We start from the raw sequence: 18,302 nt of genomic DNA, 5'->3' as shown, positions 1-18,302 counted from the left end.
CTCTATCCAGCTTCAGGCGCTAGCTCCTCGAGGTCATAAGTCACGGCGACCCAGCAGGCGAAGGGCATGCCTGCATGGTCACTGTTCCTTATGCTTGTCGAAGCTGGACGAGCGCCTTCAGCTTTTACCCTATCCAGCTTCAGGCGCTAGCTCCTCGAGGTCATAAGTCACCGCGACCCAGCAGGCGAAGGGCATGCCTGCATGGTCACCGCTCCTTATGCTTGTCGAAGCTGGACGAGCGCCTTCAGCTTTTACTCTATCCAGCTTCAGGCGCTAGCTCCTCGAGGTCATAAGTCACGACGACCCAGCAGGCGAAGGGCATGCCTGCATGGTCACCGCTCCTTATGCTTGTCGGAGCTGGACGAGCGCCTTCAGCTTTAAAATTAAAAAGGCCTTCTTATTTGTATAAGAAGACCTGTAGGTTTGTTTACAACTCTCCTTATCTTCCTTCCACGGTTTTACGTGCAAGCTGGAGTTAGCACCTTTTCATGAAATAGTGTTCATGAAGGTTGCTGAGGTTTCGCAGGGCCTGTTCCCTCCACCTCTCTTGATAAGAATCCAAACTATTTAATTAATTACGACTACTCTACTAGATGAGGATTGTTCTGTCAACAAACTTTCGCTTTCTATAAAGCTAGTCAAGGGCAGTAATTCCCGGAAGACGCCATTCCACTTCTTCATCTTCAAAGGTACCGACCCATTTGAAGGCGGTGGAAGCAGAGGCTGCATATTGAAATGTTGCTTCCGCAGATTCACCTGAAGGAATTGTTACATTTACTTCTTCTCCATGAAGTTCTTTTTCTTCATCTGTAAGGTCCATCAATACAAAGTTTTCATTAGTAATTGACAATTCTTCTTCCGAATCGTTTGTTACATTTAATGAGATTTCGTAAACTCTCTGTGATTCATCAATTTCTTCAACTACTCCTGCTTGTGTGACGGACATGGCTGCTCCATTTACTTCTGCTTCATCTCCAACGACGTAAAGAGATGATTCTTCTGTTTCCTCAGCGGGTTCTTCAGTCATTACTTCCTCCGCTGAATCGTTCTCCTCTTCTGCTGGCTCGTTTGTGGTTTCGTCTGATGAACAGGCAGCCATCGTTAAAGCTCCTGCCAGTGCTGTAATTAACCAAAATTTCTTCATTTAAAATGTCCCCCTATATATGTAAAAGATTCCTATCCATTATCCTTCGTAGAACGAAAGATTTCAAGGGGATACCCAAAATAACCCAAAAGTCTAATTATTTAATATATTTAGTATTTTCTGTTTTCTTTTACCTTTTCTCAATCATTCTGTTTATTCTTTTCCAAAAGCTGTTATTGTTTAATCATTTCTATTATTTTGTTAAACTAATTAAAACGAATGAGAGAGAGGAGCATGGCATATGTGCGGCCGGTTTTCACTGATCGAGGCGCTTGCAGATTTAAAAGCTCATTACGATTTTAAAATGAGAGACGACTTTGAGTATGCAGCAGGGACGAATATTGCCCCTTCTCAATATGTCACTGCAGTTGTAGAAGTAGATGAAATTCGGTATCCTGTTCAATTTCGCTGGGGGCTTATTCCTCCATTTGCCAAGGACGAAAAGATTGGCTACAAAACATTTAACGCCCGTGCAGAAACCGCAGCTGAAAAACCCAGCTTTAAGCGGGCATTTCAAAAAAAGCGCTGCTTGATCCCTGCTTCTTCCTTTTATGAATGGCAAAAAATTAACAGCAAAGAAAAGCAGCCTTATGCAATCAAGCCTTCTGCTGATTCTCTCATTACGTTTGCTGGTTTATGGGAGACATGGAAAAGCGAGGAAGGCAGTATAAGGAGCTGCACAATATTAACTACCCGGCCAAATGAAAAAATGGCTTCCATTCATGATAGAATGCCTGTGATTTTAGAGCCTGAGGCTTATTCAAAATGGCTGAATCCAAATACCCCGGAACAGGAGCTCCAGGACCTGCTGCAGCCCTGCAAGCCTGAAAATATCAAGCTTGAAAAAATTCCAAATGACTTCTTTAAAACAGCAAAGTAAACTCTTTACTAAGAAGCTTTCATACACTTTATATAAATAAAGAAGGCTGAGACAATTTGTCCCAACCCTCAACTATTGATCCGTGAGCAGATGTTCTCTTATCCAGCGAGTACATCTGTTTTCGGATATTTTATTTTACTATTGTCCGGCTTTGCAATTGAGAAAGCAAGTGTGAGCGGACCAAGCTTCCCTACAAACATCACCACGATGAGCACCACTTTACCCGCTTCGCTTAAATTACCTGTGATCCCCATAGACAAACCAACCGTACCAAAAGCAGAGACGGTTTCAAACACGATCTCTAAAAACGTGAAGCCGCTTTCCGTGTGGGTTAAAATCATCAAAGCCAACGTCACAAGCAAAATACTGCTCATGGCAATGGCCAGGGATTTAAAAACGAGCTCCTGCTTGATCTGACGGCTGAATAAATTGATCTCTGCTTTTCTTCTGAAAAAAGAAACAGTAGCAAGCAGTATTATCACAAAGGTTGTAACCTTTATCCCGCCGCCGGTTGAAGCACTGCCTGCCCCAATAAACATGAGGACAATAATGAGCAAAATGGATGAATCATCCAAACTGGCGATATCTAGCGTATTGAAGCCGGCAGTCCGCGGTGATACAGCCTGAAAATAGGAGGCCCACAGCTTTCCATCCAGTTCCATTGGTCCCAGCGTGAGAGGATTTCCATATTCATTTAGAAAAATGTAAAGCATCGCCACTACGTTTAAAACAAAGGTTCCAAGCACCATAATTTTTGTGTGTAAACTTAATTGTTTCACAGATCGTGAATGCCAAAGGTCAATCAGCACGGTAAACCCAATCCCCCCAAGTATAAACAGAGCCGAGATGACAATATTTATAAGCGGATCATTTACATACCCGGATAAACTATCTGCCTTCAGCCCGAAGCCCGCATTATTAAATGCAGATACGGCATGAAATAAGCTGAAGTAAAGCCCTTTTGCCATGCCAAACTCAGGCACCCATACAGTTGCTAGCAGCATTACAGCAAAAGCTTCTATAATAAAAGCAAAGATCGCAAGCTCAATAGCAAGCCGAATAATTCCTCCTGCTCCATTTTGATTCAAGGACTGCTGGATAATAAGTCTTTCTTTAAAGCCGATCTTTCTTCCAAGCAGGAGAAAAATTAAGACCGCAAATGTCATAATTCCAAGTCCGCCAAGCTGAATCAGACACATAATCACCACTTGACCGAAAATAGTATATACGGTCCCAGTGTCTACTACGGCGAGTCCTGTTACAGTCATGGCTGAAACTGCGGTAAAAAAAGCATCGAGCCAGCTTAGCTCGCCTATATAAGAAAATGGCAGCTTAAGCAGCAAAGTTCCGATTGAAATACTGATGATAAAAACAGCAATTAATAGCTGCGGCGGGGTTAACGTGCCGGTCTTTTTCATGTGGGTCAGACTCCCTGCTTTTCAAAGCGATGAAGTTTCCGGTTTTCACCAATAACGATTAAAACATCTCCCTCAAGCACTTTGTCTTCTCCACTTGGTGATACGAGCATGTCATGATTGCGGTAGATCCCAACAATATTACATCCGAATCGGTTTCTCACGTTTAAAGTAGCAAGCGTCTTTCCAACAATTTTCGGTGTAGCTTTAATTTCCACCATGGAATGTTCATCTGACAGCTCAACATAATCAATAAAATGCTCGGAGGTGAGGCGGTGGGCTATTCTTCTTGCCATGTCTTTTTCCGGGCGAATCACTCGCGTTGCACCAATTTTCTCCAGAACCTTTTGATGATATAAGCTTGACGCTTTTACCCAGATTTCTTTAACACCAATATCAGTTAAGATAATAGTGGTTAAAATGCTTGCCTCAATATTTTCACCAAACGATACCACGACCAGATCGAAATTACGGATCCCAGCCTGAAGCAGCAGCTGTTCATCCTGAGCATCCCCATGTACGACATGGGTGGCCAGGTCACTATAACGGTCCACTACTTCTTCATTGCGATCCATTGCAAAAACGTCTGCCCCGATTTCATTAAATTCTTCTACTAAATGACCGCCAAAGCTGCCAAGACCTAATACAGCGAATTGTTTTCTCATCTTTCCCATCCTTTTTCCATCGTTACTGTCATCGTTGCCTTTTTTTGCACAAAAAAATCCACGAGGAAATTATCCTGTGGTCAGTTAATGGCGCACAAGCATCATTCTCTCTCCTTAACGCTTACGGGGTTAGCTGTCGGATTAGGGCATGAAGAGTAGCCCCGCCTTAAAACTAAAGGCTTCACCCCTTGCCTCGCAAAAGCAGGCATGTGTGGTTCCCCCGTTTTCCATAAGAAATTCAGCGACTTAGAATCTTACTATGAGAGCAATATTACGCTCCTTCTTTAAAAGAGTAAAGAGGATTTACAAAAAAAAATTATTTGCTCTTCTGCTCTGCTCAACCTATACTTTTCAGAAGAGAATTTATCAAACAAAAGTAGAAAGGAGCCCGCCTAATGCAAAAACAACCCATCCCCTCCCAGGAGGAATTAACAAGAAGAATTGAGGTCTCTCAGCGCAGACGGCCGGCTGATCTTGTCATAAAAAATGGCAGGATCATAAATGTGTACACACGTGAAATTACCACAGGTGATATTGCTGTTGTTAATGGAACCATTGCTGCTGTAGGAGAAAATTATGAAGGACTCGAAACGATCGATGCGAGTGGCTTATTTGTTTCCCCTGGATTTATCGATGGTCATATTCATGTCGAATCAACTACATTGACTCCGTCTGAATTTGCCAAAGTCATTTTGCCGCATGGTGTGACGACCATCATTACAGATCCACATGAAATAGCAAATGTGCTGGGGACTAAAGGGATTGACTACATGCTGCAAAATTCAGAGGATCTCCCTTTAGACCTCTTTTTTGTTCTTCCTTCAAGTGTACCTGCAACTTCTTTTGAACATGCAGGTGCTTGTTTAAATGCTGACAGCCTGCGTCCATTATATGATCATCCCCGCGTTTTAGGTCTTGCCGAGGTCATGGATTATCCTGCAGTTGTGAACACAGAGCCGGATATGATTCGAAAAATTCATGATGCCCGATCCCGCACCGGCATTATTGATGGTCACTTAGCGGGCTTATCAGCCGATGAAATCAATGGCTATCTGGCTGCCGGCATCCGGAATGACCATGAATGTACGACACCGGAAGAAGCACTTGAGAGAATTCGATTGGGGATGAGGGTGATGATCCGGCAAGGGTCCGGATCTAAAAATCTTCCTGCCTTAATCCAGGCTGTAACCGATCAAAACGCTCATCGTTTTTCATTTTGCACTGACGACAAGCATATTGATGAACTGATACAGGAAGGAAGCGTCAACCATTGTGTGAAAGAAGCCATTCAACTCGGCCTTGATCCCTTGCTTGCTTACCAAATGGGAACCTTACATGCAGCTCAATGCTATGATCTGCATGACCGTGGCGCTGTTGCACCTGGTATGAAGGCAGACCTGATTCTGATATCAGATCTTAAAGAAGTAAAGATCGAGCGCGTCATTCAAAACGGTAAACCTGCATCAGAAGGGTCGAAGCTGTTAAACGAGTGGTCCTATAAAGCAGACGGACTGGATGAATGCATCAATACCGTTCATTTAAAACCTTTATCAAAAGCAGACCTTCAGGTAAAACCGGCAAAAGAAACCGCTAATATTATTGAAATCATCCCTGGTCAAATCAAAACAAAGCACGCAAAAGAAAAGGTCGCGCTGGATGCTGCTGGTTTTTTTGATCCTGCCCTCAACCCGGATCTTCAAAAGCTTGTGGTTGCTGAACGGCATCAGGCGCTGGGGACTGTGGGGACTGCAATTGTAAGGGGATTTGGCTTAGCGCCAAACAGCGCTATTGCATCTACTGTCTCACATGATTCACACAACCTGATCGCTGCGGGAACCTCTGATGATGCCATTTTACAAGCGGTTGATTGGCTGGATCATCACCAGGGTGGGCTGGTTGTCGTTCAAGATGGAAAGATTATTGGAGAAATGGAGCTTCGTCTGGGTGGACTGATGTCAATTAAAAACGTGAAGGATGCCCAGCACGATATGCAGACGATTCTTGAGGGGCTTCACCAGATTTCACCTCATGCAACCTTTAATTTATTTTCCATTCTTTCGTTTCTAGCCCTGCCCGTCATTCCCTCCCTTAAGCTGACGGACACGGGTTTGTTTGATGTTTTATCTTACTCGCATATTGATGTATGAGCTACAGGGATTAGTTCAATACAAAAGCACGTCATCGATAATAACAAAATCCGGACTCACGCGAATTCTGATAGCTGAATTCAAATGAGTCCGGATTTTTTCCTTATTCAATTATGCCAGGTCACACCAAGCGGGCAATGGTATGCTTTAATGTATTAATAAAAGTGGCATATTCAAGCATATTATACCGGTTTAATACGTCCGCATGCTCAGGTTTAACTCCTGTAATATAGGTTTTAGCTCCCATCAGCGAACAGTTTCCAATCAGTTGAATAAGCTGCCTGATGCCTTCTGCTTCCATATTCCCGACTGACTGCATGTCTACAATTAGTTCATGCACCCCATTTTGTGAAATATGTGATAAAATTCTGGCTTTGCTTTGCTCAAGCAAAGTTCCGTCCAAATCACCAAATACCGGTATGAGAATGACAGTTGGGGCAAGATGAATGATAGCAGTGGATAGCTCCTGAATTCGCTGAAAAGAAGTATTAAGCTGGTTGTTTTTCAGCAGCAATTCCATATCTGTTTCCTGAAGACGTTTTTTATGCTCATTTATTTTAGTCATCAGTTCAAGCAGCAGAGCTTCCTGTTCCATAAAAACGATGGAACAGGTTTCTTCTGTCCATTTGACGTGAAGGGTAAAAAGAGCTGTCTGATTATTTTTTGTGATCATATTTAATTCTATTTTTGACTGGTTAGAATCAAGCAAAAATTTCTCTGCCTTAGTTTGACTCTCTGCATCAATCCAGTCAATAATCTTTTCTCCCCCGCCGAAAAGGTTCAATGCTTCGTTAGAAGATTCAAGAATTCTCATTTCTTTGTTCATCACGATTGCAGGGAGAGCCAGTGTTTCAATGCTGCTCAATCTACCTCTCCTCGCTTCCTGTCTTTATCCATCCATTTAGATAAATCTTCCGGGGAGTGGACCATCGTAACCCGGTCGTGAATGGATTGAAGGGCTTCCTCAGCCTGGAGAGATAGATAGCGTCCGCCTACAAGCAGCTCAGTTCCATCCAGCGTTTCCATCAAGCTTTGAATATAAGCTGGAACCTTTTTTCCCTGAGCGAGCATGCTGGCGGATACTCCTACAACATCCGGCATCCAGACCCTTGCCATTTCTTTCACATATTCAAGAGGCAGGTTTGCCCCCATCATTCTGACGTCATACCCCTCTTCTTCAAATAGCTGAGCCGTCATGCGAATGCCTAGGTCATGCTCCTCATTTTCAACACAGAAAAAAAGGGCCTTTCCAATTACCGAATCCACTTTTTTGATTCTTGGCTGAAGGATTTCAAATTTATATCTTGCCAGAATAAAGTCACATGTTGCTGTAGCAAGATGCTCATCTGCCACTGAAATTTTATTATCCTGCCATAAAGCCCCGATCTCAACCATAGAAGGGGTAATAATATGATTAAAGATATAATCTGTTTTCTTTCCCTCATCCACAGCCTGTCTAATAATGGACCAGCTTGACTCCTGGTCTCCGGATAAAATTCCGCTCGTAAATGATTGTGTATACGTTGCAGTCATGCCTTCCTACACCCCTTCGGCCGATGTTCCCAGTAAGATTCATTCATACATATCCCGTACAAAGTATTTACAGCAATGCGGCTGCTTAACCATTTTCGCATGGTTACTTGACCGTTCCTGCTGTCGTCTTTGCAGCCTAGCAAAGAAATATCTCAGCACGGATACGATGATACATACACGATCTTTTTCTATATATAAATTGTCAGCTTTCTTGGGATAAAAGTCAAATATTCTTAATTACCAGGGCCCATTTAGAACACATTTAAAAAAGCATACCGCTAGGCAGGATTATAAATCCCGCCTGAAGCAGCATGCTTTATTTTATTATTCGACAGGCAGCCAATCTCCACGTTGAATCGTTACTTCTTTAAGATCCACATCCAACTCGCGGGCGTAGCGTTTGATCTGCTTGACTTCCATAGGAGAAACGAATGAAAGAACCGTTCCGCTTGCCCCTGCTCTTCCTGTTCTGCCGGAGCGGTGAATATATTGATCGAGATTTTCCGCTGCATCCATGTGAATCACATAGGTTACATCCTGAATATCAAGACCGCGTGTTGCCACATCGGTTGCAAGCATCAGGGGCAGATCCCCATTCCTGAATTTGCGCATGGAAGCAGCCCGTTCTTCCTTCGAAAGATCACTGTGCAGCGGTGCAATCTCCAGATTCTTGTAATTAAGCTTTTCCGTTGCGGTAAGCACATCGCGGACTTCACGCATAAATGCCAGTGATTTTTCTTTTTTCATTGAATCCATTCGAACGATCCGCCGAATTAGATCTATTTTTTCACGTGATTCACATACCATATACTGGTGAGTTACATTTGCTGCTTCTGAAGCGTCTCTTTCCACGCGGATTACTTCAGCATTTTTCGTGATCGATCTTCCATGTTCCTCGATCTCTTTTGGAAGCGTTGCAGAGAACATGGCAATCTGACGCTGATCTGCGAGTGTGCTTTTAATAATATCTGATATTGCCTGAGTATGCTCCGGCAGGAAAAGCTGATCCACTTCATCGAGTATAACCGTTGTGACTTCATGCGTTTTTATTTTTTTCTGCTTAATAAGCTCCAAAATTCGGCCGGGTGTACCAATTAAAATATGCGGCTGTTTTTTCAACTTTTCAAGCTGTCTTTTTGGATTTGCTCCTCCAATAATTGAAGCGGCTCTTATCCCGCTCGGTTTTCCCCACGATTGAGCTACGTCCAAAATCTGCATAGCCAATTCTTTTGATGGAGCTAAAATAATGGTCTGAGGCAGTTTTTTAGCAATCTCCATTTTCTCAATTACCGGAATGATATACGCCAGCGTCTTTCCAGTTCCAGTCGGTGACTCAGCAAGAACATCTCTGCCGCTCATCATAAGCGGAATCACACGCTCCTGCACCGGCTTAAACTGCCCAAACCCCGCTTCCTTCCATCTATCCTCTGTTCTAACCAACATCTAAATCCACTCTCCGATCTTTCCTATTCATTCTGCTATTATACCACCGTTTGGAGAAATTGGGTAACTTCTGTAGTGCAGTAAAGTACAAAAGGGGCCTGGCCCCTTTTGTACTTTACTGCTAAGAAGTAGATTCACTGTGGAAGAAGCTTGACAAAAATAGTTGGATGGATGAGTCTGATTTCTATTTTTTAGGGGTATGTATAGATGAAGTCAGGTTCAGGAGGAGGAGCTGAGTATGGGTGATTTTTTTCGGCTGTTAAAAGGTGGGAATAAGCCGTCTTTTATGGCTGCCATTGTTAATACGTTTATTGGGTTTTTAAAGTTAGGGGCGTTTTTACTGACTGGAAATGTGGCAATGTTTGCAGAGATGATGCATTCATTTGGTGATGCTGCCAATCAGTTTTTTGTTTTTATTGGGTCGGCATTGTCGAAAAAAGCCCCCACCGACCGTTTTCCAAACGGCTTTGGCAGGCTTGTTAATTTAGTTTGCCTCGGTGCTGTTCTTATTGTAGGAATCTTGTCTTATGAGACCGTAAAAGAAGGGATTCATCACCTTTTGCACCCTGGAGAAAGCACCGGTATCGCAATCACACTGGCTGTTCTTGGAATTGCCGTTTTGCTTGAACTGTTCGTTCTATATAAAGCGGCTAAAGAAGTGCTCCATGAAACCGGGAAAGAAGGAAGCGGCTTATCAGTATTTAGACTTGGCTTTACCAATTTAAAACGGGCTAAACCGGCAACTAAGCTTGTTTTTATGGAGGACCTGGTTGCAACAGCCGGTGGCGTTATCGCAATTATTGCTGTTCTTATTACGTATTTTACCGGTGTCGGGCAAGCAGAAGGAATTGCTTCCATTGTAATTGGTTTAATGATGTTTTATGTAGTCGGTCGTGTATTTCTTGAAAACGCACGCGGCGCCATCGGAGAAACCGATGAAGAAATGCGCCAGCATATTGCAGACTTACTCCTCGCAGACTCACATGTAAAGGATATTCAGCGGATTGAAGTCGTAAAAGAGGGGGAGCATCTTCATGTAGAAGTGGAGATTGAAGTGGACCCGACTCTGACAATTGCTGAAGCAGATTCGATCAAGGATCGGCTGGCCCTTCTGATCTACGCACAAAAAGGAGTGACAGACGTCATTATCGAATTTGATGAAGATAACCTTCAGCCAGACTGGGAATAACATATTGTTTTTATTTTCTTCATAAAGAAAAGGCCGGGACAACGTTTGAAGTTGAGTCCCAGCCTTTTTTTGAGTACGGATTTGCACATTCAATCTTTTACAGAATCATTTTTTCCCTCAGCTGGCTGTTGTGCAGATCGGCGTAAAAACCTTTTTGACGGATGAGGCTTTCGTGGTTTCCCCGTTCAATCAGCTTTCCATCTTGCAGCACCATTATTTGATCGGCATTTTGAATGGTGTTCAGCCTGTGGGCAATGACAAAGCTGGTTCTGCCTTTCATTAGACGCTGAAGTGCTTCCTGGATTTTGATTTCAGTAATGGTATCGATGCTGCTTGTTGCTTCATCAAGCACGAGAATTTTCGGGTCGGCCAGAATGGCTCTTGCAATTGATAGGAGCTGTCTCTGACCTTGACTGATCCCCTGTCCGTCTATTTGGATGAACGTATCAAACTGCTTGGGCATTTTCCGGATAAAGGATGCGGCATTGGCAAGTTCGGCCGCTTTTTCAACCTCTTTGTCTGTCGCGGTCAATCGGCCGTAGCGGATATTTTCCCGAATCGTCCCTTCAAATAAAAAAGAATCTTGGAGAACAAAAGCCATATGGCTTCTCAGTGATGACCGCTGAATGGTTTTAATATCTCTTCCATCCATTTTTATGACGCCTTCATTAACGTCATAAAAGCGTGAAAGCAAATTAATCATAGTCGTTTTACCGGCTCCTGTAGGGCCGACAAATGCCACGGTTTCGCCAGGTGAAACGGTAAATGAGATGTCAGCTAATGTAGCTTCGTCTTTTTCATAAGCGAATGAGACATGAGAAAATGTGACTTCTCCTTTAAGATCCTCTAATTGTACCGCTTCTAACTCATCTCTGCGCTCTTCCTTTTCATCCATGATATCAAAAACCCTTTCAGCACCTGCTATAGCCGATAACAGCGTATTAAACTGGTTCGCAAGATCATTGAGTGGACGGGTAAACTGGCGGGAATACTCGACAAAAATGACAATGACACCGATTGTCACCACTTCGTCCCCATTTATAACTAACAGTCCTCCCACAAGCGCGATAATGGCAAAGCTCAGGTTGTTCAGAAAGTTCATGAGCTTTGGAATAAATCCGGAAAATGTCTGAGCCCAGAAGCCGGCGAGTCGCAGCCCTTCATTCTTTTCTTTAAATTGATGGATTACCTTTTTTTCCTGTGAAAATGTTTTAATAATCCGCTGTCCTGATAACGTTTCCTGAATATACCCGTTTAAGTCCCCCAAATTTCGCTGCTGCTCCTTAAACAGTCTGCCTGTTCGTTTGGTGATCCACTTTAACCCAAAGTACATGGCAGGAATCACCAGCAGCGTGATCAGCGTGAGAAGCGGGCTTAAATAAAGCATCACAGAAGCCGTCCCGATTAAAGTCAATAAACTTGAAACAATTTGAATGACAGAGCTGTTTAATGTAGAGCTGACATTTTCCATGTCGTTGGTTACCCGGCTCATTAATTCACCGTGCTGACGTTTATCAAAAAAAGGAATCGGAAGCTTGTGCAGATGGTTAAATAATCTGGTCCGCATGGTATACACGGTGTTTTGAGCGATTCTGACCATCCACATTGCCTGAAACCAGGAGGATAGAGAGTGAATAATATATATAACTCCTAATATCCATAGAAGCTGAACAAGACCGCTGACATCTTGATTGACGATATAATCATCGATTCCCATGCCGACTAAAAAAGGACCAAGAAGAGCCATTGCTGAACTTATCACAACCATTAGAATCACAAGGAAAAGCTTTCCCTTGTTCATGGCGAGGAAGGACCATATTTTTTTTAGCGTACCGGCTGGATCCTGAGCCTTCTTTTTCTCATGCTCATTCCGGTTGGACTGATCGATCTCTGCAAATGATCGTTTCTTATACTGGAATGGTCTAACGACGTCTTTGAGCAATGGTAAGCGCCTCCTTCCCGACCTGTGATTCAACAATTTTCAGGTAAAGCGGAGATCGTTTGAGCAGGTCTTCATGCGTACCCTGAGCCAGAAGTTCCCCTTCATCAAGAAGCAGGATATGATCGGAGGCCATTGTCGTGCTGATTTTTTGCGTAATCATGATAGTGGTACAGGACAAATCATTCAGGGATTCAAGAAGATCAGCTTCCGTTTTCATATCCAGTGCACTGGTGCTGTCATCCATTAATAAAATGGCCGGCTTGCGTACCAGGGCCCTCGCAATAGACAAACGCTGCTTTTGACCACCTGAGAGATTGACTCCTTTTTGTCCAAGCTGGGTCTCATACTGCTTAGGTAAATTCATAATGGTGTCATGGATTTGTGCCCGCTTTGCAGCTTCCTGAATCGCTTCAAAGCCCGCTTCCTGGTCACCCCATGCAATATTCTCTCTCACTGTACCGGTAAAAAGCATCGCTTCCTGGGGAACAAAGCCGATTTGCTGCCGCAGGTTTTCCAGCTTATATGAAGTAAGGTCTCTGTTATCAATCAGGATTTTCCCGCCCGTCAAATCATACAGTCTTGGGATCAGCTGAAATAGCGTTGATTTTCCTGACCCGGTCGCTCCTACGATGGAAACCCGCTTTCCTCCTTCTATTCTAAAAGAGAAGTCGCGCAGCACTTTTTCATTTGTTTGCGGATATATAAACGTAACATTTTCAAATTCGATACTTCCTTCTGTCATCACATGCTCTTCACTTGTTTCTTTATCCAGTAAATCCACTTCAGTTTCCAATACTTCTCCAATCCGGCTGCCAGATGCTTTTGCTCTTGAGAACACCATTATGATCATCGTTACGATGGATAAGGCACCTGTCATTCGGGTTGCGTAATTAACGACAGCCACGACATCCCCTACACTCGCGCGGTTGGTAGACACTTCAACACTGCCATACCATAAAATTACGATAATACCGGCATTCATAACAAGCAGGATAATAGGCATTGTCACTTCTACGAGGCGGAGAGCCTTGACGGTATTTTCCATCAGCACTTCACTGGATTGCCTGAACCGCTTTATTTCATGCTGAGCTCTCAAAAAGGCTTTAATCAGACGGATACCTGCCAGATTCTCCTGCATCACGTTATTCACATGATCCACCCGTTCCTGAACACGTTTAAAAAGACCGCCCGCTCTGCGCATAATAATCAATAAAAACACCACAAGAACGGGAACAGCTACAACTAAAACCAGCGCAAGCCGCCAGTTGACTACTAATGCCATAATAACGCTCCCGATCACTAAAAGAGGCGCCCGCATCATAATACGCAGACTCATAAAGACTGTATTTTGCAGCATGGTCACATCATTTGTGAGCCGTGTAATCAGAGAAGATGTGGGGGTCTTGCTGAAGTTCGTAAAGGAAAAGGATTGAACTTTATCATATAAAGCTTCTCTAACGTCAAATCCAAAGCTTTGACTGACATGAGAGGAGTAAAAAGAGTTGGTCACACCGGCTGCAAAAGCCAAAAACGAACAGCCGATTAGTACGCCTCCCCATAGAATAATGACTGAGACATCCTGCTCCAGAATACCGTCATCAATAATTCTGGCAATAAGCAATGGCTGAATCAATTCCACTGCAAGCTCCATCAGCATAAGGGAGAGAGCAATGACGATGGCAATTCGATAAGGGGTTAAAAAAGGAAAAATCCGTTTCATTCTATGCTCCTCCAGTCAGGCAATTGCGCTTTTCAAAAAGTGGGCTTTTTCTTTGATACTCGAAATAGTCTTGTTGAAAACTTTATCACAATTTTCTTAAATTGAGTAGACTGAGCCTGCGCTTGGGCTTAAAATTGGCAGGAACATAACAGAAAGGCTGTGGCTAGTAAGCCACAGCCTTTCATGAATAGGTGCCAGCCCCTATTTTTCTGCCAGCACATCTGCAAACATTTTTCCATACTCCGGCAAGTCCGGCGGGCGTCTGCTGGACACAATATGACCGTCCCGTACGACTGGTTCATCGTGCCAGGTTGCTCCTGCATTTACCATATCGTCTTTAATGCCTGGCGTACTGGTTACCTGTCTGCCTTGTAAAATTCCGGCAGAAATCAGCACCCAGCCGGCGTGGCAGATTTGTCCGATTGGTTTTTCATGCTTATCCATGTGCCTGACCATAGCCAGCACTTCCGGATATCTTCTTAATTTATCTGGAGCCCATCCGCCTGGAACTAAGATACCGTCGTAATCGGATGGTTCAATTTCTCCAAAGGCATACTCGGATTGAGCCGGTACACCATACTTGCCCATATAGGTTTCTGCTTTATTTTCTCCAACTAAATGCACCTCTGCTCCTTCTTCACGAAGCCGCATAACCGGATACCACAGCTCCAGATCTTCAAAATCCGGACTGACTAAAGCGATCACTTTTTTTCCTTGCAGTCTCATTTTTAAAGCACCTCCATCTGCTAGTGTACCATTCCCCCAGTCAGCATATCCAAAACGCAATATCTGCTGCCATGACTAGTCTTCAATCAAAAGGAATACAATCCCTCTCTTTTTCTGTATACTAAGAAGAGCAGATAAAGAGAAAGGATGATAAAATGATTAAAATTACGGAATATACAGTTGAAAAAATAAACGATCCTTTTGGTATTTTAACAGGAGACCGTTATGAATACATGCTCGAAGTGGATGTTCCTGAAGACGATGAGCTATACACAGAAACGGGAGTAGCTATTAAAGTTATTTTCCGTGTAGAAGACGGCAATAAAGGAATTGTGAAATATGATTTAATGGATAAAGCAACTTCCCAGCCGATGGATTTTGAACTTGAGGACGATGAATATGCTGAAATTGAAGCGTTCTGCTTATCCAATTTACCGGAAGAAGCATAAGAAAAACCGCCAATTGGCGGTTTTTTTATTTTAAGTCCTTATGCATGAATGGACATTTGCCTGTAATCGGTTCTATGTCATCACCGATAAAAAACTGCTTCCATTCATTGTGTTCCGGGTCTCCGTAATGACTGATGTCCGGATGTTTAGGAAGCTGATCCCATTTTTCCACGCGTTCACGGACTTTTTCACGGGACATAATTCCGCCTTTTTCTGTTCCCTCAAGCCCCTGGAAAATAGCTCGGGGCTGGAAACCAAGGACCAGTCCGTTTCCAAGGTTACGGGTTTTGCGCTGCTTGTAAGCCGGAGCGTTTCCAAAAACAAAGATGGGCTCACCTTTAAAATGAAAATCCCACAAAAAATGGTCGGGATCTTTCGGATGCTCCTCTGGCCATTCAACTGTATCCTGCTCGTGAAGATATTGAAGAATATCCCAGAATTGCTTTTGATAAACGTCAAGCTCGCCTTCTTCTTCAAACGGCTCTACGAAAACAAAGAATCCGTGTTTGATCTTGGTAGCCTCGTTAAATAGTGCAAGAAATTCATCGAGCGCATCCGGCAGATTAGACCAGTCTTCTCTGGAAATATAGGCGTAGCGGAGCTCACCTTTTTTCTGCCCCTTCATGCCGAAGTAGCAGGGAAACGTAGCATCTGTGACCGTCTTTTCAAATGTTTTATATTCTCTCACCAGCCACTCAGGCAGATGATCATGCTGTTCCATTTGTTCTTTTGTCAGCAGTTTCGAACTTGTCGCGATCATTCACTCAGCCCCCATTTTTGATAAATACTGTATTACTTCTACCCGCTTCCATCCAGCGCAAAACAAAAGCAAACAGACATTTAAAAGTTTACGGGAAGCATTTACAAATATGCATGTTTTACTTAACTTTTATAAAGACTTCATCTTCAATCCATGCAGGGTAAAAATCAAGTTCAATATATAAAGGGTTGGTAAATTCTTGCTGCGGTATATCAAAACCAAACCTTGATGAATTTTCTCCGCTTGAGTTATAAGATCCGGACATGCCAAGCTCTTTATCTTCGCTGTCCTTTATTGAGCCAAATGGAACAAATCCAAAGTTATCACCAGCAAAACTGAAAAAAGCTGAACCGTTTGCGATTTCATCAAAGACAAGACGATTTCCTTTCGGCTGTTGAAGAATGGAACGCTTTTCTGTATCAAACACCAAAAACTCACCTTCTTTATCAATGGCCTGCATTTCATTTATTTCAAGATACAGCTCATCAGGATTTTCAAAATAATTGCTTTGCAAATAAACAGACCAGCCGGTTTCATTATCTCCGCTTGAAGTTGAACCGTTTGAGGATCCAGACCATTCTTCCCCGTCCTCATTTACAAGACGCATAGATTCGAAATGAAGAATTTTTTTCGAGTTATCAGGATGGGCTTTGATCTCCACAGCAGTTCGAATAGGATTGACAACCACTCGTTCAATGATTAACACTTGCCCTTCAATATCAACTTTTTGGTTAAGATCATATACTTGCTCAGTCTCCTCCAAATGTTCGATCGAAAATGGGATCGAAAAACTCTCTGTTGAAGAAGCTCCTTCAATTTCCGCATCGAAAATATAGTCAGAATCAGTTGATGGTTTTGAAAACATGACTTCAACCTTGGACGTAAAGCCGTTGCTTTGCTGAAACGGTCCGGTATTATAAGAAGTTACCGCTTCAAGTTCACTTCCGTCAGAAGGAGTTAATTCTGATTTTTTTATAGTAAATTCTTCTTGCGTCTGCTCTGTTTCTACAGAATAAAAGATTACTATTCCCTGTTCATCAGCAATCGCAGAATCTATCGTCAGTTTCATCCCGTTTTTTTCCTGCGACGCACCAATGTCCTGCATAAACTCATTTTCCACAGCAGACATCAGCCCCTTGTCGTCGTGAATAAGTTCAACAATTCGCTCCATACCGGGAATTGAGGCAATATGACTCGCAAAAGCAGGAGATACGCGGATCGAAGCAATTAATGTAAAAACCAAAATAGAGGCAGCAATGACCGGCAAAATCCAACGCCTTTTTTTCCGTTTACTTTTTGAGGAGTCCATTTGTGCCCGGCTTAACCCTTTTGAGATCGATTGATTCAATTTGTCTATTGGTATATCCATTTCATCGTATTTTCGTTTGTGTTCTTGTAATCTATTTTCTTCATTTTGATACACGTCTTTTACCTCCTTCCTCCCCCATATGTTCTTTTAATTTGGCGAGTGCCTTTGTCAGCCAGGTTTTAATGGTCCCTTCCGGCCGGTTCCATAATGCAGCAATGTCCTTAATCTTTAAGTCACTGAAATATTTTAAATGAAGCAGTTCCCTTTCGTTATCATCAAGCATTTGCATTGCATCTTCTAATTCTACAAATAAATAATCATCCTCTGAGGCAATCTGGTTGATTTTATCCTCGTTAAAAATCTCCTGCTTATTCTTCTTTCGTTCATCCTGACAATAATTGATCGTGATCCGAATCAGCCAGGTTTTTATGTAAGCAGGATTTTTTAAGCTGCTGATCGATTTATAAGCTCTGTACGTTACTTCCTGCACGGCTTCAAGTGCCTCCTCTTCATCTTTTAAAAACGCGAGAGCCGTCTTATATAAATCGATTTTATAGAGATGGATTATCTGCAGAAAAGCAGTGTCATCTCCAAGGATCGCTTTTTGCACGTTATCATTTTTCGCCATCTCCTCACCTCTTTTTACTGATCTTAGATTTTATGTCTCAATTTTTACATTTTCTCCTATACATTAGACAGAATAAATTGAAAAAAGTTTTACATTTTTAAAAGTTTACTAAATTTTTTTGAAATAAAAGAGGCTGGGACAAAACTCAGCTGAATAAACGAGAATGCCCTCATGAACTTTAGTAGCTCATGAGGGCATTTTTTATTTGGATAATTAAAATTTTTAATAATAGATAAGGACAACCTCTGGTAAAATTAAAGTCACCACAACAAAAACCACCGGAGGTGTCCTTATGTTTAAAGATTATAACATGAATCAAGTTGTTTTGCCCCTAGACTTGGAAATCAAACTT

Annotated in this window: 16 protein-coding genes and 2 riboswitches; of the genes, 4 read left to right on the top strand and 12 right to left on the bottom strand. The window is 42.7% G+C overall.

What is annotated here, in order from left to right:
- Positions 1 to 436: 436 nt before the first annotated feature.
- A riboswitch (SAM riboswitch) is annotated at positions 437 to 557 on the bottom strand.
- A gap of 77 nt (positions 558 to 634) precedes the next feature.
- Positions 635 to 1,144, bottom strand: a complete 510-nt coding sequence (locus tag ACQCT8_RS16090) for a hypothetical protein (RefSeq protein WP_426872775.1) — start codon at positions 1,142 to 1,144, stop codon at positions 635 to 637.
- 241 nt (positions 1,145 to 1,385) lie between these two features.
- On the opposite strand from ACQCT8_RS16090, the gene ACQCT8_RS16085 reads away from it, so the two are divergent.
- On the top strand, positions 1,386 to 2,024 hold the full coding sequence (locus ACQCT8_RS16085; protein ID WP_426872773.1) for an SOS response-associated peptidase: 639 nt from the start codon (positions 1,386 to 1,388) through the stop codon (positions 2,022 to 2,024).
- 98 nt (positions 2,025 to 2,122) lie between these two features.
- Here ACQCT8_RS16085 and ACQCT8_RS16080 read toward each other — a convergent pair whose 3' ends face one another.
- Together ACQCT8_RS16080 and ACQCT8_RS16075 are read right to left on the bottom strand one after the other, a co-directional pair.
- Positions 2,123 to 3,442 carry a TrkH family potassium uptake protein gene (locus tag ACQCT8_RS16080; protein ID WP_426872771.1) on the bottom strand — a complete coding sequence of 440 codons (1,320 nt, stop codon included), beginning with the start codon at positions 3,440 to 3,442 and terminating at the stop codon, positions 2,123 to 2,125.
- Between the two features lie 5 nt (positions 3,443 to 3,447).
- Positions 3,448 to 4,104 (bottom strand): potassium channel family protein, encoded by a 657-nt coding sequence (locus ACQCT8_RS16075; protein ID WP_278241952.1) that lies wholly within the window; start codon positions 4,102 to 4,104, stop codon positions 3,448 to 3,450.
- Positions 4,105 to 4,207: 103 nt separating this feature from the next.
- Positions 4,208 to 4,358: riboswitch (cyclic di-AMP (ydaO/yuaA leader) on the bottom strand.
- A 141-nt stretch (positions 4,359 to 4,499) separates the two neighbouring features.
- On the opposite strand from ACQCT8_RS16075, the gene ade reads away from it, so the two are divergent.
- Positions 4,500 to 6,251 carry an adenine deaminase gene (gene ade, locus ACQCT8_RS16070; RefSeq protein ID WP_426872768.1) on the top strand — a complete coding sequence of 584 codons (1,752 nt, stop codon included), beginning with the start codon at positions 4,500 to 4,502 and terminating at the stop codon, positions 6,249 to 6,251.
- A 121-nt stretch (positions 6,252 to 6,372) separates the two neighbouring features.
- Here the strand turns inward: ade and ACQCT8_RS16065 are convergent, their stop codons facing one another.
- From ACQCT8_RS16065 to ACQCT8_RS16055, 3 genes are all read right to left on the bottom strand, one after another.
- Complete coding sequence (locus tag ACQCT8_RS16065; protein ID WP_426872766.1) at positions 6,373 to 7,116, bottom strand: STAS domain-containing protein; 744 nt, start codon at positions 7,114 to 7,116, stop codon at positions 6,373 to 6,375.
- Positions 7,113 to 7,784, bottom strand: coding sequence for a cobalamin B12-binding domain-containing protein (locus ACQCT8_RS16060; protein ID WP_426872764.1), 672 nt, complete (start codon positions 7,782 to 7,784; stop codon positions 7,113 to 7,115). Before ACQCT8_RS16060 ends, ACQCT8_RS16065 begins: the two co-directional genes overlap by 4 nt.
- 324 nt (positions 7,785 to 8,108) lie before the next feature.
- Complete coding sequence (locus ACQCT8_RS16055; RefSeq protein WP_426872762.1) at positions 8,109 to 9,227, bottom strand: DEAD/DEAH box helicase; 1,119 nt, start codon at positions 9,225 to 9,227, stop codon at positions 8,109 to 8,111.
- Between the two features lie 238 nt (positions 9,228 to 9,465).
- Here ACQCT8_RS16055 and ACQCT8_RS16050 point away from each other — a divergent pair, with 238 nt between their 5' ends.
- On the top strand, positions 9,466 to 10,416 hold the full coding sequence (locus tag ACQCT8_RS16050; protein WP_426872760.1) for a cation diffusion facilitator family transporter: 951 nt from the start codon (positions 9,466 to 9,468) through the stop codon (positions 10,414 to 10,416).
- 97 nt (positions 10,417 to 10,513) lie between these two features.
- On the opposite strand, the gene ACQCT8_RS16045 is transcribed toward ACQCT8_RS16050, so the two are convergent.
- The 3 genes from ACQCT8_RS16045 to ACQCT8_RS16035 all read right to left on the bottom strand — a co-directional run bounded on the left by ACQCT8_RS16045 (position 10,514) and on the right by ACQCT8_RS16035 (position 14,804).
- A complete protein-coding gene (locus tag ACQCT8_RS16045; RefSeq protein WP_426872758.1) occupies positions 10,514 to 12,358 on the bottom strand; it encodes an ABC transporter ATP-binding protein in 1,845 nt (614 codons plus the stop codon).
- Positions 12,339 to 14,078 (bottom strand): ABC transporter ATP-binding protein, encoded by a 1,740-nt coding sequence (locus ACQCT8_RS16040; RefSeq protein WP_426872756.1) that lies wholly within the window; start codon positions 14,076 to 14,078, stop codon positions 12,339 to 12,341. Before ACQCT8_RS16040 ends, ACQCT8_RS16045 begins: the two co-directional genes overlap by 20 nt.
- 201 nt (positions 14,079 to 14,279) lie before the next feature.
- Entirely contained in the window at positions 14,280 to 14,804 is a 525-nt protein-coding gene (locus ACQCT8_RS16035) for a type 1 glutamine amidotransferase domain-containing protein (protein WP_426872754.1), read from the bottom strand.
- Positions 14,805 to 14,959: 155 nt separating this feature from the next.
- On the opposite strand from ACQCT8_RS16035, the gene ACQCT8_RS16030 reads away from it, so the two are divergent.
- Positions 14,960 to 15,253: a DUF6509 family protein gene (locus tag ACQCT8_RS16030; protein ID WP_278241944.1), complete on the top strand. Its 294-nt coding sequence runs from the start codon at positions 14,960 to 14,962 to the stop codon at positions 15,251 to 15,253.
- 25 nt (positions 15,254 to 15,278) lie between these two features.
- Here ACQCT8_RS16030 and ACQCT8_RS16025 read toward each other — a convergent pair whose 3' ends face one another.
- The 3 genes from ACQCT8_RS16025 to ACQCT8_RS16015 form a co-directional block, all read right to left on the bottom strand.
- Positions 15,279 to 16,013 (bottom strand): YqcI/YcgG family protein, encoded by a 735-nt coding sequence (locus tag ACQCT8_RS16025; protein ID WP_426872752.1) that lies wholly within the window; start codon positions 16,011 to 16,013, stop codon positions 15,279 to 15,281.
- Between the two features lie 118 nt (positions 16,014 to 16,131).
- Positions 16,132 to 17,436: a DUF4179 domain-containing protein gene (locus tag ACQCT8_RS16020; protein WP_426872750.1), complete on the bottom strand. Its 1,305-nt coding sequence runs from the start codon at positions 17,434 to 17,436 to the stop codon at positions 16,132 to 16,134.
- Positions 17,423 to 17,950 carry a sigma-70 family RNA polymerase sigma factor gene (locus ACQCT8_RS16015; protein WP_426872748.1) on the bottom strand — a complete coding sequence of 176 codons (528 nt, stop codon included), beginning with the start codon at positions 17,948 to 17,950 and terminating at the stop codon, positions 17,423 to 17,425. The genes ACQCT8_RS16020 and ACQCT8_RS16015 overlap by 14 nt, the downstream gene beginning before the upstream one ends.
- Positions 17,951 to 18,302 lie beyond the last annotated feature (352 nt).

This window comes from Jeotgalibacillus proteolyticus, from assembly GCF_050107735.1.
In the GTDB taxonomy this organism is placed as follows: domain Bacteria; phylum Bacillota; class Bacilli; order Bacillales; family Jeotgalibacillaceae; genus Jeotgalibacillus; species Jeotgalibacillus proteolyticus_A.
The sequence above is the reverse complement of the archived record's forward strand: the minus strand, read 5'-3'. Positions and strand labels throughout refer to the sequence as shown.